Origin of the sequence: Yoonia sp. (genome assembly GCF_030731595.1) — a bacterium.
GTDB lineage: Bacteria > Pseudomonadota > Alphaproteobacteria > Rhodobacterales > Rhodobacteraceae > Yoonia.
In genome coordinates this window covers 1-11,671 of the sequence record NZ_JANQTS010000108.1, presented here as the reverse complement: position 1 = coordinate 11,671, position 11,671 = coordinate 1, and the positions used below count along the sequence as shown (strand labels likewise).

The following is an 11,671-nucleotide window of genomic DNA, read 5'->3' as shown; positions in this document are numbered from 1 at the left end:
CAGAACAAACAAAAGGCGCATCATTCACATGACGCGCCTTCGCACGAACTTATCTATCGCGGGCTCGCCCCGCGCAGGGGTCAGCTTTTCGCTGGTGCCTTGGCGTCAACCGCTTTCGCCTTTGGCGTCTCGGCAGGCTTTGCTGGCTTGGCGGCCTGCCCTGCTACGGCGTCGGGAGTTTTTTGCTTATCAAGATCTTTGAAGGACATGGTAATCCCTTTCATAGCGCCGTCCCGAAATAGGGCGGCTCTATGACAGGTGGCGACCCCTGCCCCGCTTTACAAGCGCGGCCGGTTTGCGCCGATCATCCTGCAACGGGCCTTAGGGCTTAGGATGTGACTTCGCGCGCGGCCCCATGGCTGCACCCGCTCTGACCCGGCAGGCTTTGTGCGGGTGTCGCGGCGTCGCCACCAATGCCACAAGCCTGTGCGGCGGCGTTCCACGTCATCCCGACAGGGCAGGCCTGACTTTGGGCCAACGGCTCGGACGGGGCGGGCAGCGTCGTTTCTTGGGCCTGTGCGGCGAAAGGCAGAATCGTCAAGGCAAGTACAGTAAGTCGCATGATTTTCCTCCTGCGGGCTACGGATGGAAAGAAACTTAGGGCAAACCGCCTGAAAATCCAACAGACCAGTTGCCGCAGCCGTTGACCCACATCAAAGCGCGCTTTTCCAGCACTTGCTAGGATGAGGCCAGCAAACCAAGGAGAGGGACATGAAAGACACCGCTGTGGATGAAAAGCCAAGACCCCGTCGTGCGCCCCGCATGCCAAGGCTGGCCCGCCGCCCCTATGAAGCCGAGAAAGCAGAACTGCAGGCAGAATTGCTTAAAGTGCAGCTTTGGGCGCAAGAGACCGGACAACGTTTTGTCTTGTTGTTCGAGGGGCGCGATGCGGCTGGCAAGGGCGGCACGATCAAGCGCTTTACCGAACACCTCAACCCGCGCGCGGCCCGTGTCGTGGCCCTGAACAAGCCCACGGACGAAGAGCGCGGCCAATGGTATTTCCAGCGCTATATCGAGCATTTGCCCACATCCGGCGAAATGGTCCTTTATGACCGCAGTTGGTACAACCGCGCCGGGGTCGAGCGGGTGATGGGCTTTTGCGAACCAGAGGAATACCTCGAATTCATGCGCCAGACACCCGAATTGGAACGCATGCTGACCCGCTCGGGCATCCGGCTTTACAAGTACTGGTTTTCGGTCACGCAGGATGAACAGAAACGCCGCTTCGAGGCGCGCGAGACTGATCCGCTCAAGCAGTGGAAGCTTTCACCCATCGACAAGGCCAGCCTTGATAAGTGGGAAGACTATACAGAAGCCAAAGAGGCGATGTTCTTCTATACCGATACAGCAGACGCCCCTTGGACAGTCGTCAAATCAAACGACAAGAAACGCGCCCGCCTCAATTGCATGCGCCATTTCCTCTCGACGCTGGACTACCCCGGCAAGGATCATGCAATTGCCCAAGCGCCTCAGCCAGAGATTGTGGGCAGCGCCAAGAAGGTGATCCACCACGCTGATCATATCCTTGGAACGGCGCTTCACCCCGATACCCGTCGGGTGAAAGCATAAAAAGAGGCGCTGCGGATTGCAGCGCCTTCTTTCTTGGCAATCATGGTTCAGGCTTGGCGCAATTCAGCGAATGTTTCGCGATTTTCGCAGTAATCGGGGGCTTCGGCCAGCTTTGGCGCGACCGCCAATGTCTTGTCACAAGTGCCGACCTGTGTGCAGCCCTGACACTTGGTAATCATCTGCGCGTAGTCATCAATGTCGATCTGGCCCTCGTCCAGCGCGCTCGACAGGTCCACATCACAGGCCTTGGCCATTTTGATGACGCGCCAGAAATGGTCGCGGGCGTTGCCTAGGGTTTGCATCCTTGATCCTCCGTTTGCGGGTGAGGCTGTGATAGCATCCCCCCGCAAACGGCTCTTTGCGCTAGATCAAGTCAGTAGGACGGACCAACGCCTGTCATGATCGCCTGCTGCAAGGCGGCCTCGGCCCAGGTGCCGCGCCCGCCACGCATCCGGATTTCTGTCAGTTGCTCTTGCGCAAGGGCCGCGTTGCCTGACGCCACATGCCCTTGTCCCATGTAAGACCGCGCCAGAATGTTATCCGGGTCCGCGACAAGTGCCGCATCGTAATAGCGCATGCCCAGATCGACGCGCCCTGCTTTGCGGTGGTTGAACCCGTAATAGGTCAGCGCCATCGAGGACTGCGGGTTTTCCATCGTATCAAGAACATTCAGGGCCGCCTTATACTGGCCCACATAGGCCAGTTCGCGCACATCATTCAGACGCGCACTGTCGTCATTTGTGCTGGCCTCCGGCGTCATGCAGCTTTGCGTGGCAAGGTCCCAGACAAGTCCTTCCGCACAGGTCGTTGTTGTTTCCGACGGGGTCGGCGGGGTGTCCATGTCACTGCCCACGGCAAAGGCCGCCATCGGGAACAGGGCTAGGGTCAAGGTAATCAGGCGCATGGGTCACTCCATTAAGTCTGAAAGACGATCTAGTGCGGCCTGTAGATTAGGAAAGCATGCGCCCCTGACATTAGCTGCGGCGCGGTTTCCGCTCTTCCGTCTGCTCTGCTTCAGAGCCTCCACCCTCAGCGATCACAGGATTTGCCGCAAGCATGGCACCGGTGACAGCCTCCATATACTTTTGCAGCATGATGGGCGGGTCAGCCGGAGCGAGTTTGATCGTTAGTCTACTTGCGCCCTCTTGGTTGTAGGCATACCGCGAAGAATAGCTCGCATTGACCTGTGCTGCGACAGGCCCCCAACCACCTTTGACCGAGGCGCTACCGGACTTCTCTGTCTGTTTGGCCATCGAGATCGCCATCTTCACTTCGATCTCTGCTTCCTGCACGGCATAAAATGACGGCAGGAAACCCATCGCAAGCAGGCTGAATTCTTTGGGCGCGCCATTCAGGTTCGACAAATCAGGAAGCTGGATTTTCTGGTCGGCCATGAATTTCGCAGCATTGGTTGAATGCCGATCCAGCTCTGTCTGCGACTCCGCAACCGAAAGCGCCAGTTTCTGGACCATTTCGGCAAAAGGTACGTTCAATAGTTCCTGACCAATACTCATCTTTCAATATCCCTCTTTTGATGTCTTTTGTTGTTACTCGACGATCTTCATTGATTTGCGTCGCCGCACCGAGAAGGTGATCTTTGACGCATTCTGGCTGACCGCCTGCTGTCTGGCATTCGTAGCGATCTGCGCACGCGTGCCCTTTTGACCAAGCCCTCCCACAGCTTCGATCGTGACGTTGTCGATCATAAAGTCGCTGTTTTCGTCAGAACCGGCCAAGATTTGTTCGCCAAGCGCTTGCGCGAATTCGCCAGCATCGACCATTTGTGTGTCTTCGTCTCTGTGCTCTGGGGCATGGACTGGCCCTCCGGCACCAAACGGCCCACCACCTGCGCCGCCGCCTCCGAGCGCGCCGATCTGCGCTTCGAGCATCGCAATCTTTTGGTGCATCCTTGTCTCGCGGGCTTCAAACCCGTTCAGCCGTTCCACGAGTGATTGCAGCAGTATCGTAAAGGCCTCGGGTAATTCGGTGACCCTGACATCTACCGGGGGTGTGCGTTCATCCTCAGCCATCTCCGCCCCCGCCGCTTTCGCTCACCGGGCCGGGCGCGAACCGCATACGCATCGTCGACGCGCTGCTTGTCTCGATGGTATCAGTTTGGGTCAGCTTTGGCCCAAAGAAGTATGCCGCGATACGACCACGCTGTCCCTCTTCGGTGGTGGAACTCATTTCCATAACAACTTTGAGTTCAACATCCACATCCTGCATATGATAAAAGACCGGCGGGATACCCATTTCGCGCAACTCTTGGGGGTAGGTTTTAAGCGCATTCAGTTGCTCCAGGTTCAGTTGTTCCGCCGCTTGCGCAACACTTTTTCCGATACCAGCGACCATATCTGTCAGGGTCGACCCGAAAATGCCGTCTAGGTCTTGGTTGGCCAAATGGACCTCCTCTTCCTAAAATTCCAGCGACAGTAACACGAGAACCTCATATCTCAACGCATTTCTGGGTGGAATCAGCAACAGCAGATCGCTACCAGATCAATCCTGCAATCACGCAGAACCAAGCCACGCCAACGCCGACAGCTGTGACTGCAACTGCGGCAGATCCGCAGTCCTTGGCGTGTTTGGCCGCATCGCGTCTGTCCAGACTGATGTCATCGACAACGCGCTCGATCGCCGTGTTCATGCACTCGGCAGCCAGAATGGTGATCCCACCCATAAGCAACATGCCCCGCTCGCCGGCCGAGAGCGGCAGCAGAAAGGCCAGCACCCCGAATACCGCATTTGCCACCAGCCATTGCATGAGTGAGCCTTCGGTTTTCAGCACATGGGCAAAGCCGTCCCATGACCAGATCGCTCGCTGTCTTACACGCAGGATTTGCTGCCACATGCTCTTACTCCTTCGGCTCTGTCTGTTTGGCTGAGCCCAGAGTGTGACAGGATTTTCCTGATGCCAAGCCTCCCAGATGACCCAACGAAACATTTGACGCCAAGGGCGGGCCGTCTACCCTTGGTCACAGACAAACAGGACCATACGCCATGTATCCAACTTATGCCCGTTCCGAGAGGATTGCCGACGGCACCATGCACGCCGTGGGCGTGTTGGGGGCGATCATTGGCGCGGTCGTGTTGATCGTCTGGTCATCAGGCAATGCCAGTCCGGCACAGGTGGCCGCCCTGTCCATTTATGGGGCCACTCTGATCGCGACATTCGTTGCCTCTGCCATGTATCACATGACCCCTTGGGAACCGCTCCGGCCCGTCTTGCGCCGCTTTGATCACGCGGCCATCTATCTCAAGATTGCGGGGACCTACACGCCGCTGGTCGTGATGATCGGCAGCGGGTTTGCCTATGCCATCCTCAGCCTCGTCTGGGGGCTGGCGATTGTCGGCATGATCCTGAAACTCTTTTTCTGGCGCACACCGGGACGGTTCGGACCTGCACTTTATCTGATCATGGGCTGGCTGAGCCTTGCACTGATCTGGTCGCTTTGGCCGATTGTGCCGATGTCGTCCATGGTTTTGATGGCGGTCGGTGGTTTGCTTTATACCGCAGGCGTGCCGTTCTATGCGTCAGAGACGATGAAATTCTCTATCGCGATCTGGCATGGTTTTGTCGTGACGGCCTCGGCCTGTTTCTTTGCCGCGATTGCGCTGGCTGCCAACGCGCTGGTCTAGCCTAGAGGCTTGCAGCCACCTGCCGAACCGTCCTGAGGCGCTCTGCGTTGGGCGGGTGCGTGCCCAGGAAACGATCACCCGGATCAGGAATGCGGAAAAAGAACTCGGCCCCCCTGAGCGGATCAAATCCCGCCGCTGCCGCGATCCGCGTGCCCAGCGCGTCGGCTTCCAGCTCGAACTCTTTGGAATAGGTGCGCGCACCCACGCTGGCCCCCAAGCGTTGTGCTGTATCAAGCGCACCCGCATCGCTTGATCCCAAAGCCCCGGCAAGGGTGCCCAACAAAACAGCCCCGAGCGCTGCATTCTGCTGTTGGCGCGCAATATGGCCTTCAATGTGATGTGCGGCCTCATGGGCCATGACAAAAGCGATTTCATCCTGATTGCGGGCTTCTTCGATCATCGGGACGGTAAAGCCGATAATCGGGCGGCCGCTGCGGTCGAGTGTTTGATAGGCATTGACCCCTTGGCCCGGCCGGTCATCCACAACAATACGGAAGTCGCAATTCTGCTGCGGGGACCGCTGCTGGCAAAGGCGCTCTGCCACAGGTTCGATCCGCGCCACGGCAATATTGAAATTGTTGATGGCCTGCTGCCGCGACACCGGCGGCGCAGAGGCGGCCGGCTGTAGCGGCGCAACGGCCGGCGCATCGCTCACAACCACGGGCTCGCAAGCCGCAAGTGCGAGTATCATGGCAACGGGCAAAAAACGCATCTCTGACCTCCTGAAACGGCATCACATGTGCTGACTCTAGCAGCTTGGGCCAGCCGGACCAGTGTCGATTGCACCCGACACAAACGCCAGCTAGGCTGGAACAATGTTTACCATTGAACACGACTATGATGCCACCGTTGTCACCTTGATCGACGAAGGCAAAGCACCGCTTCAGGAAGATGTGATCATCAATGCCTTTGATGATTGCGTGACCGTCACCCAATTTGATCCGCGCACGGAAACTGTGACGCGCGTGACCCTCTCGCTTCTACAATTGCGGGATTTACAGGCCGCTTTGGACTTGCCCGAAGGGGTTTACCAACTGCGCAAGACTTGACCTTTCAGGGCAAATAGAACGGGGCCGAAATGACGACCGGATTTTTTTGGGATGAACGCTGTTTCTGGCATGGCGGCGGCAATTACGCGGGGATGTTGCCCGTGGGCGGGCTGGTGCAACCACTGGACGGCGGCCTGCCCGAAAACCCAGAGACCAAGCGCCGGTTGAAAAACCTGATCGAAGTCACTGGCCTTGCCCGCGCGCTTGATATGCGCGGGGCGGAGCCTGCGACGCGCGAAGACCTGCTTGCGGTCCATCCGGCCCACTATCTGGATGAATTCAAGACGCTTTCCGACAAATCAGGCGGCGAACTCGGGCGGCGTACCCCCTTTGGTCCCGGCGGATACGAGGTTGCGGCCCTTTCGGCTGGTCTGGCCAAAACAGCGCTCGCTGCCGTGTTGCGCGGTGAGTTGAAGAACGCTTACGCCCTTTCGCGCCCGCCCGGTCACCATTGCCTTCCCGACTATCCCAACGGGTTCTGCCTGCTCAACAATATCGCAATCGCGATCGAGGCCGCGCGGGCCGCAGGGCTGGCCCGGCGCTTTGCTGTGCTCGATTGGGACGTGCATCACGGCAACGGGACCGAGGCCGTATTCTACGACCGCGATGATGTGTTGACCGTCTCGCTGCATCAGGACCGGAACTACCCGATGGACACGGGTGCATTCGCCGACCGTGGCACAGGTGCGGGGCTGGGCTATAACCTCAATATCCCGCTGCCACCCGGCACGGGGCACACAGGCTATCTGGCCGCGATGGACCGGCTTGCCCTGCCTGCGATCCGCGCTTTTGAGCCTGACGTTCTGATTATCGCCTGCGGCTATGACGCGGCAGCGAACGACCCGTTGGGGCGGATGTTGGCCACGTCCGAGACCTTTCGGCAGATGACAAAGGCCGTCATGGCACTGGCGGATGATGTCTGCGGCGGCAGGCTCGTGATGGTCCACGAAGGCGGCTATTCCGAAACCTATGTGCCGTTTTGCGGGCACAACGTGCTACAGGAAATGTCCGGCAGCGCAATCAGCGCGCCAGACCCATTTGCCGAGGTCTTCCCCCTTCGCCAACCCGACGCAAGGTTCGATGCGTTTCTGGACGGAGTGATCGGCGATATGGTGGATGCACTTTAGGGCGCAACAGACACCTTCACACATCCGGCAAATCTATATTGGGCTTTTTGGCGTTTCAGGCGCGATCCGTTGGGGGTGATCGCCAGTCATTTCGGCAAACAACGGCGGTGCGAAACCAAAGCCCAATGATGCGCTCCCCGTTGCCACCGCCCCTGTGACGACATATCTGCTGTTCAACAAACCGCAGGAGCCGACATGCCGACGCCAAACCCCGCCGCCCTCGAATTCCTGCTGACCCGCAGGTCGCGGCCAGCCAAAACCTTGACCACGCCAGTGCCCGACCGTGCGACGGTGCAAACGCTGCTGACCGCCGCCGCGCGCACACCCGATCACGGCAAGCTGGAACCGTGGCGCTTTGTGGTCTTGGAAAAAGCCGCCCTTGCGCGGTTGGCCGATCTGGTTGTGGTGCGTGGGGCCGCATTGGGCTTGGAGCCTGAGGCCATCGACAAGGCGCAGACGCAATATGCCAATGCCGATCTGGCCATAGCCGTGATCAGCGCACCAAAACCGTCCGAAAAGATACCGCAGATCGAACAGGTTTATTCGGCTGGGGCCGTTTGTCTGGCACTGGTCAATGCGGCACTGGCGGCAGGCTGGGGGGCAAACTGGCTCTCTGGCTGGGCCAGCCACGACCGCGATTTCATCCGCGAAGGGCTCGGCCTTGCAGATCACGAAAGCGTCGCGGGTTTCATCCATCTTGGCTCCGAATCCAGCGCCCCACCCGAACGCCCGCGCCCTGATCTGGATGCGATTACGACCTGGGTCAGCGCATGATACTGGCGTCTTTCCTCAAGGCACTGGCGCAATTGCCTGATGTGCGGTTCCGCTCTGTACTCTGGCGGGGGATTGGGCTGACCATTGCCTTGCTGATCGGGCTTTATGCGGGTTTGCTTTGGATCGTCGAGTGGCTCACCGCCGCACCCATCACCCTGCCCGGCGTGGGCGAGGTCACGTGGCTGGGCGATCTGCTGAGCTGGGGATCACTTGGATTGGTCATTGTGCTGTCGATGTTCCTGATGGTGCCTGTCGCCTCGGCCATCACATCGCTGTTTCTGGACGAGGTCGCGCAAGCCGTCGAGGACAAGCACTTCCCGGCACTTCCCCGCGTCCCAAGCGTCAGCTTTGGCGACGGGTTGCGCGATACGGTCAACTTTCTGGGCGTTCTGATCGGGGCAAATCTCTTTGCCTTCATCCTCTACGCGATCTTCCCTTTCGCAGCCTTCTTCATCTTCTACGCGCTCAACGGGTTCTTGCTGGGTCGGGAGTACTTCCAGCTTGCCGCCATGCGCCGGATCGGGCGCGAGGGGGCCAAGGCGCTGCGCAAGCGGCATCAAGGCACGATCTGGCTTGCGGGTTGCCTGATGGCGGTTCCGCTGTCATTTCCGCTGATCAATCTGGTGATCCCGATCTTGGGTGCGGCAACCTTCACGCACCTTTATCACGCGCTTAATCGCGACTGACCTCAGGGGTCGACATCCGCTCGAACCAGTCGATGTCGCGGACCGTAATGGCGCCGGACAGAATGACACCGGCGATCACGGCCCAGATCGGCACTGCCCAAAGGGATGTGATCTTTGCCTTGCGCTTGATATCGAAATTCGCAGGTGAAGAGGCATGGGTACCGGGCACAATCTCGCCCGCCTCGCCTTGGGTTTCCAGACGCAGCGGCAGGACGATAAAGAAAACAAGCGTCCAGATGACGGCAAGCAGCACCAGACCAGAGACAGGACCCATGGGATTTCCTTTCACAAAGCGTTGGGGGACAGATACGCCGAATAGCGGTCAGAACAAGGGCTAGACCTGTTCAAGTTCCACCAGACAGCCCTGAAAGTCCTTTGGATGCAGGAAAAGAACAGGCTTGCCATGGGCGCCGATCTTGGGTTCTCCACCACCCAGCACGCGGGCCCCTTCGGCCAGCAGATGATCGCGGGCCACCAAGATGTCATCAACCTCGTAGCAGATATGATGAATCCCGCCCGCCGGGTTCTTGTCAAGAAACCCCCGGATCGGAGAGTCCTCTCCCAAAGGATAAAGCAATTCGATCTTGGTGTTTGGCAGAGTGATGAAAACCACAGTGACCCCGTGATCGGGTTCATCCTGCGGAGCACCCACATCGGCCCCCAGCATCGTGCGGTATTGCGCACTTGCGGCCTCCAGATCCGGAACAGCAATAGCGACGTGGTTCAGGCGACCGATCATGGGCAATTCTCCTTTTTGCGCAATATGGCGCGGGGTGGCGGTGGGTGCAACGCGCGATCTTGTTAAGGACCTGTTCACCTTGTGCTGCTTTGAATGAAGGCCTGCCATGAGAGGGAAGAATCACAATGGATGCGATTGACGACCTACTGTTCACCCGTGCGCCAACCGCACGCCGCCCGTTGCTGGGCCTGACCGTCTTGGTGGTCGAGGATAGCCGCTTTGCAAGCGAGGCCGTGCGCTTGATGTGTTTGCGCTCTGGCGCGCGGATCAGGCGGGCCGATTGCCTTGAAAACGCGCGGCGGCATCTGGCGGTTTACCGGCCCACGGTAATCTTGGTGGATGTGGGGCTGCCTGACGGCTCTGGTCTGGCGCTGATCACCGCGCTGGCACAGGCCACACCCAAGATCGAGGTGATTTTGGGGATGAGCGGCGATACGACAGCCAAGGCCGATGTCATGGCCGCCGGTGCAGACGGGTTTATCGACAAACCGATGGACAGCCTTACGGCCTTTCAATCCGCCATCCTCGCCCATTTGCCGGTCAACAGACAGCCGCCCGCGCCCCGTCTGGTGCAGGACGAACGGATCAGCCCCGACCTGATCGCTTATCGCGATGATCTGACCCATGTGGCGCAATTGCTGAAAGACGGGGACGAAGGCAGCACATTGGACTATGTCACCCAGTTTCTGGGCGGCGTTGCACGTATTGCGCGGGATCACGATCTTGATGCAGCCGTCACCAATCTGGCGCAGATCCGGCATAAGGGCCGCGACCCTTTGCAGGGGGTCGCGACATTGTCGCAGATCGTGCAAGCACGCATTGCCGCAGGTGGGCCGGTTTAACTTTCGGGCGGCAGAACCCGCAACCGCAATTCGCGCAACTGCTCGTTCATCGGCTCGCTGGGCGCACCCATCATCAGATCTTCGGCGCGCTGGTTCATCGGGAACATGATCACCTCGCGGATGTTGGAGGCATTGGCCAGCAACATCACGATCCGGTCGATACCAGCCGCACAGCCGCCGTGGGGAGGCGCGCCATATTGGAAGGCATTGACCATGCCACCGAACCGCTTGCGCACTTCGTCTTCGCCATAACCGGCGATCTCGAAGGCCTTGAACATGATTTCGGGGCGGTGGTTCCGGATCGCACCGGACACCAGTTCGTATCCGTTGCAGGCCAGATCATACTGATAGCCAAGCACATCCTCGGGATCGCCTTGCAGCGCCTCCATCCCGCCTTGCGGCATCGAAAACGGGTTATGTTCGAAATCGATCTTGCCGGTCTCGGCATCACGTTCGTAAATCGGGAAATCCACGATCCAGGCAAAGGCAAAACGGTTCTGGTCCGTCAGGCCCAGTTCATCGCCGATCACGGTGCGGGCCTTGCCCGCAACCGTTTCAAACGCCTTCGGCTTGCCGCCAAGGAAGAAGGCCGCGTCACCCAGACCAAGGCCCAACTGCTGACGGATCGCCTCGGTCCGCTCTGGCCCGATATTCTTGGCCAGCGGGCCAGCCGCTTCCATCCCGCCTTCGACCTCACCGGCCTGCAACTTGGCTTGCGCCTCTTTCACCGAAATGCCCAGTTCTTGCGCCACGGAATCAGCGGTCTTTTCGCGCCAGAAGATATAGCCCATCCCGGGCAGTCCTTCTTTCTGGGCAAAGGCATTCATACGATCACAGAACTTGCGCGACCCGCCCGTCGGCGCAGGGATTGCACGCACTTCGGTGCCTTCCTGCTCCAGCAGTTTTGCAAAAATCGCAAAACCGGATCCCGCAAAATGCTCGGACACGACCTGCATCTTGATCGGGTTGCGCAGGTCGGGCTTGTCGGTGCCATACCACAGGGCCGCATCACGATACGAGATTTGCTCCCAGGTCTGGTCAACCTTGCGACCGCCGCCAAATTCCTCAAAAATTCCGGTCAGCACCGGCTGGATCGTGTCAAAGACATCCTGCTGCTCGACAAAGGACATCTCCAAATCAAGCTGATAGAAATCCGTGGGCGACCGGTCCGCACGCGGGTCTTCATCGCGAAAACAGGGGGCAATCTGGAAATACTTGTCATAGCCCGACACCATGATCAGCTGCT

At 59.0% G+C, this 11,671-nt stretch carries 19 protein-coding genes; 7 read left to right on the top strand and 12 right to left on the bottom strand.

Annotated elements, in window-relative coordinates; translation table 11 throughout:
* Positions 1–80 precede the first annotated feature (80 nt).
* Positions 81–224, bottom strand: a complete 144-nt coding sequence (locus NWQ23_RS13720; RefSeq protein WP_306166949.1) for a hypothetical protein — start codon at positions 222–224, stop codon at positions 81–83.
* Positions 225–328: 104 nt separating this feature from the next.
* Positions 329–562 (bottom strand): hypothetical protein, encoded by a 234-nt coding sequence (locus tag NWQ23_RS13715; protein WP_306166948.1) that lies wholly within the window; start codon positions 560–562, stop codon positions 329–331.
* Between the two features lie 149 nt (positions 563–711).
* Between NWQ23_RS13715 and ppk2 the strand changes: the two genes are divergently transcribed.
* Complete coding sequence (gene ppk2, locus NWQ23_RS13710; RefSeq protein ID WP_306166947.1) at positions 712–1,569, top strand: polyphosphate kinase 2; 858 nt, start codon at positions 712–714, stop codon at positions 1,567–1,569.
* Between the two features lie 47 nt (positions 1,570–1,616).
* Here ppk2 and NWQ23_RS13705 read toward each other — a convergent pair whose 3' ends face one another.
* The 6 genes from NWQ23_RS13705 to NWQ23_RS13680 all read right to left on the bottom strand — a co-directional run bounded on the left by NWQ23_RS13705 (position 1,617) and on the right by NWQ23_RS13680 (position 4,420).
* On the bottom strand, positions 1,617–1,871 hold the full coding sequence (locus NWQ23_RS13705) for a DUF6455 family protein (RefSeq protein ID WP_306166946.1): 255 nt from the start codon (positions 1,869–1,871) through the stop codon (positions 1,617–1,619).
* Positions 1,872–1,942: 71 nt separating this feature from the next.
* Positions 1,943–2,473 (bottom strand): lipopolysaccharide assembly protein LapB, encoded by a 531-nt coding sequence (locus NWQ23_RS13700; RefSeq protein ID WP_306166945.1) that lies wholly within the window; start codon positions 2,471–2,473, stop codon positions 1,943–1,945.
* Between the two features lie 70 nt (positions 2,474–2,543).
* Positions 2,544–3,083: a hypothetical protein gene (locus tag NWQ23_RS13695; RefSeq protein ID WP_306166944.1), complete on the bottom strand. Its 540-nt coding sequence runs from the start codon at positions 3,081–3,083 to the stop codon at positions 2,544–2,546.
* Between the two features lie 33 nt (positions 3,084–3,116).
* Positions 3,117–3,599 carry a hypothetical protein gene (locus NWQ23_RS13690; RefSeq protein ID WP_306166943.1) on the bottom strand — a complete coding sequence of 161 codons (483 nt, stop codon included), beginning with the start codon at positions 3,597–3,599 and terminating at the stop codon, positions 3,117–3,119.
* Positions 3,592–3,969, bottom strand: coding sequence for a hypothetical protein (locus tag NWQ23_RS13685; RefSeq protein WP_306166942.1), 378 nt, complete (start codon positions 3,967–3,969; stop codon positions 3,592–3,594). The genes NWQ23_RS13690 and NWQ23_RS13685 overlap by 8 nt, the downstream gene beginning before the upstream one ends.
* 91 nt (positions 3,970–4,060) lie before the next feature.
* A complete protein-coding gene (locus tag NWQ23_RS13680; RefSeq protein WP_306166941.1) occupies positions 4,061–4,420 on the bottom strand; it encodes a diacylglycerol kinase in 360 nt (119 codons plus the stop codon).
* A gap of 149 nt (positions 4,421–4,569) precedes the next feature.
* Between NWQ23_RS13680 and NWQ23_RS13675 the strand changes: the two genes are divergently transcribed.
* On the top strand, positions 4,570–5,208 hold the full coding sequence (locus NWQ23_RS13675; RefSeq protein WP_306166940.1) for a hemolysin III family protein: 639 nt from the start codon (positions 4,570–4,572) through the stop codon (positions 5,206–5,208).
* Position 5,209: 1 nt separating this feature from the next.
* On the opposite strand, the gene NWQ23_RS13670 is transcribed toward NWQ23_RS13675, so the two are convergent.
* Positions 5,210–5,920 (bottom strand): M48 family metallopeptidase, encoded by a 711-nt coding sequence (locus NWQ23_RS13670; RefSeq protein WP_306166939.1) that lies wholly within the window; start codon positions 5,918–5,920, stop codon positions 5,210–5,212.
* 103 nt (positions 5,921–6,023) lie between these two features.
* Here NWQ23_RS13670 and NWQ23_RS13665 point away from each other — a divergent pair, with 103 nt between their 5' ends.
* The 4 genes from NWQ23_RS13665 (at position 6,024) to NWQ23_RS13650 (ending at position 8,844) form a co-directional block, all read left to right on the top strand.
* On the top strand, positions 6,024–6,257 hold the full coding sequence (locus NWQ23_RS13665; protein WP_306166938.1) for a hypothetical protein: 234 nt from the start codon (positions 6,024–6,026) through the stop codon (positions 6,255–6,257).
* A 29-nt stretch (positions 6,258–6,286) separates the two neighbouring features.
* Positions 6,287–7,384 carry a class II histone deacetylase gene (locus tag NWQ23_RS13660; protein WP_306166937.1) on the top strand — a complete coding sequence of 366 codons (1,098 nt, stop codon included), beginning with the start codon at positions 6,287–6,289 and terminating at the stop codon, positions 7,382–7,384.
* Between the two features lie 195 nt (positions 7,385–7,579).
* Positions 7,580–8,158: a nitroreductase gene (locus tag NWQ23_RS13655; protein WP_306166936.1), complete on the top strand. Its 579-nt coding sequence runs from the start codon at positions 7,580–7,582 to the stop codon at positions 8,156–8,158.
* A complete protein-coding gene (locus NWQ23_RS13650; protein ID WP_306166935.1) occupies positions 8,155–8,844 on the top strand; it encodes an EI24 domain-containing protein in 690 nt (229 codons plus the stop codon). Before NWQ23_RS13655 ends, NWQ23_RS13650 begins: the two co-directional genes overlap by 4 nt.
* Here NWQ23_RS13650 and NWQ23_RS13645 read toward each other — a convergent pair.
* Positions 8,831–9,118, bottom strand: a complete 288-nt coding sequence (locus NWQ23_RS13645) for a DUF1467 family protein (protein WP_306166934.1) — start codon at positions 9,116–9,118, stop codon at positions 8,831–8,833. The two genes, NWQ23_RS13650 and NWQ23_RS13645, sit on opposite strands and share 14 nt — an antisense overlap.
* A 60-nt stretch (positions 9,119–9,178) precedes the next feature.
* A complete protein-coding gene (gene mce / locus NWQ23_RS13640) occupies positions 9,179–9,583 on the bottom strand; it encodes a methylmalonyl-CoA epimerase (protein ID WP_306166933.1) in 405 nt (134 codons plus the stop codon).
* A gap of 125 nt (positions 9,584–9,708) precedes the next feature.
* Here mce and NWQ23_RS13635 point away from each other — a divergent pair, with 125 nt between their 5' ends.
* Complete coding sequence (locus NWQ23_RS13635; RefSeq protein WP_306166932.1) at positions 9,709–10,425, top strand: response regulator; 717 nt, start codon at positions 9,709–9,711, stop codon at positions 10,423–10,425.
* Here NWQ23_RS13635 and aspS read toward each other — a convergent pair.
* A partial coding sequence (gene aspS / locus NWQ23_RS13630) for an aspartate--tRNA ligase (protein WP_306166931.1) occupies positions 10,422–11,671 on the bottom strand: 1,250 nt, incomplete at its 5' end. The genes NWQ23_RS13635 and aspS overlap by 4 nt on opposite strands.

Excerpts from the sequence above, each read along its gene's own strand:
- NWQ23_RS13720 (WP_306166949.1), bottom strand. The coding sequence starts at position 224 with ATGAAAGGGATTACCATGTCCTTCAAAGATCTTGATAAGCAAAAAACT.
- NWQ23_RS13715 (WP_306166948.1), bottom strand. The coding sequence starts at position 562 with ATGCGACTTACTGTACTTGCCTTGACGATTCTGCCTTTCGCCGCACAG.
- ppk2 (WP_306166947.1), top strand. The coding sequence starts at position 712 with ATGAAAGACACCGCTGTGGATGAAAAGCCAAGACCCCGTCGTGCGCCC.
- NWQ23_RS13705 (WP_306166946.1), bottom strand. The coding sequence starts at position 1,871 with ATGCAAACCCTAGGCAACGCCCGCGACCATTTCTGGCGCGTCATCAAA.
- NWQ23_RS13700 (WP_306166945.1), bottom strand. The coding sequence starts at position 2,473 with ATGCGCCTGATTACCTTGACCCTAGCCCTGTTCCCGATGGCGGCCTTT.
- NWQ23_RS13695 (WP_306166944.1), bottom strand. The coding sequence starts at position 3,083 with ATGAGTATTGGTCAGGAACTATTGAACGTACCTTTTGCCGAAATGGTC.
- NWQ23_RS13690 (WP_306166943.1), bottom strand. The coding sequence starts at position 3,599 with ATGGCTGAGGATGAACGCACACCCCCGGTAGATGTCAGGGTCACCGAA.
- NWQ23_RS13680 (WP_306166941.1), bottom strand. The coding sequence starts at position 4,420 with ATGTGGCAGCAAATCCTGCGTGTAAGACAGCGAGCGATCTGGTCATGG.
- NWQ23_RS13675 (WP_306166940.1), top strand. The coding sequence starts at position 4,570 with ATGTATCCAACTTATGCCCGTTCCGAGAGGATTGCCGACGGCACCATG.
- NWQ23_RS13670 (WP_306166939.1), bottom strand. The coding sequence starts at position 5,920 with ATGCGTTTTTTGCCCGTTGCCATGATACTCGCACTTGCGGCTTGCGAG.
- NWQ23_RS13665 (WP_306166938.1), top strand. The coding sequence starts at position 6,024 with ATGTTTACCATTGAACACGACTATGATGCCACCGTTGTCACCTTGATC.
- NWQ23_RS13660 (WP_306166937.1), top strand. The coding sequence starts at position 6,287 with ATGACGACCGGATTTTTTTGGGATGAACGCTGTTTCTGGCATGGCGGC.
- NWQ23_RS13655 (WP_306166936.1), top strand. The coding sequence starts at position 7,580 with ATGCCGACGCCAAACCCCGCCGCCCTCGAATTCCTGCTGACCCGCAGG.
- NWQ23_RS13650 (WP_306166935.1), top strand. The coding sequence starts at position 8,155 with ATGATACTGGCGTCTTTCCTCAAGGCACTGGCGCAATTGCCTGATGTG.
- NWQ23_RS13645 (WP_306166934.1), bottom strand. The coding sequence starts at position 9,118 with ATGGGTCCTGTCTCTGGTCTGGTGCTGCTTGCCGTCATCTGGACGCTT.
- mce (WP_306166933.1), bottom strand. The coding sequence starts at position 9,583 with ATGATCGGTCGCCTGAACCACGTCGCTATTGCTGTTCCGGATCTGGAG.
- NWQ23_RS13635 (WP_306166932.1), top strand. The coding sequence starts at position 9,709 with ATGGATGCGATTGACGACCTACTGTTCACCCGTGCGCCAACCGCACGC.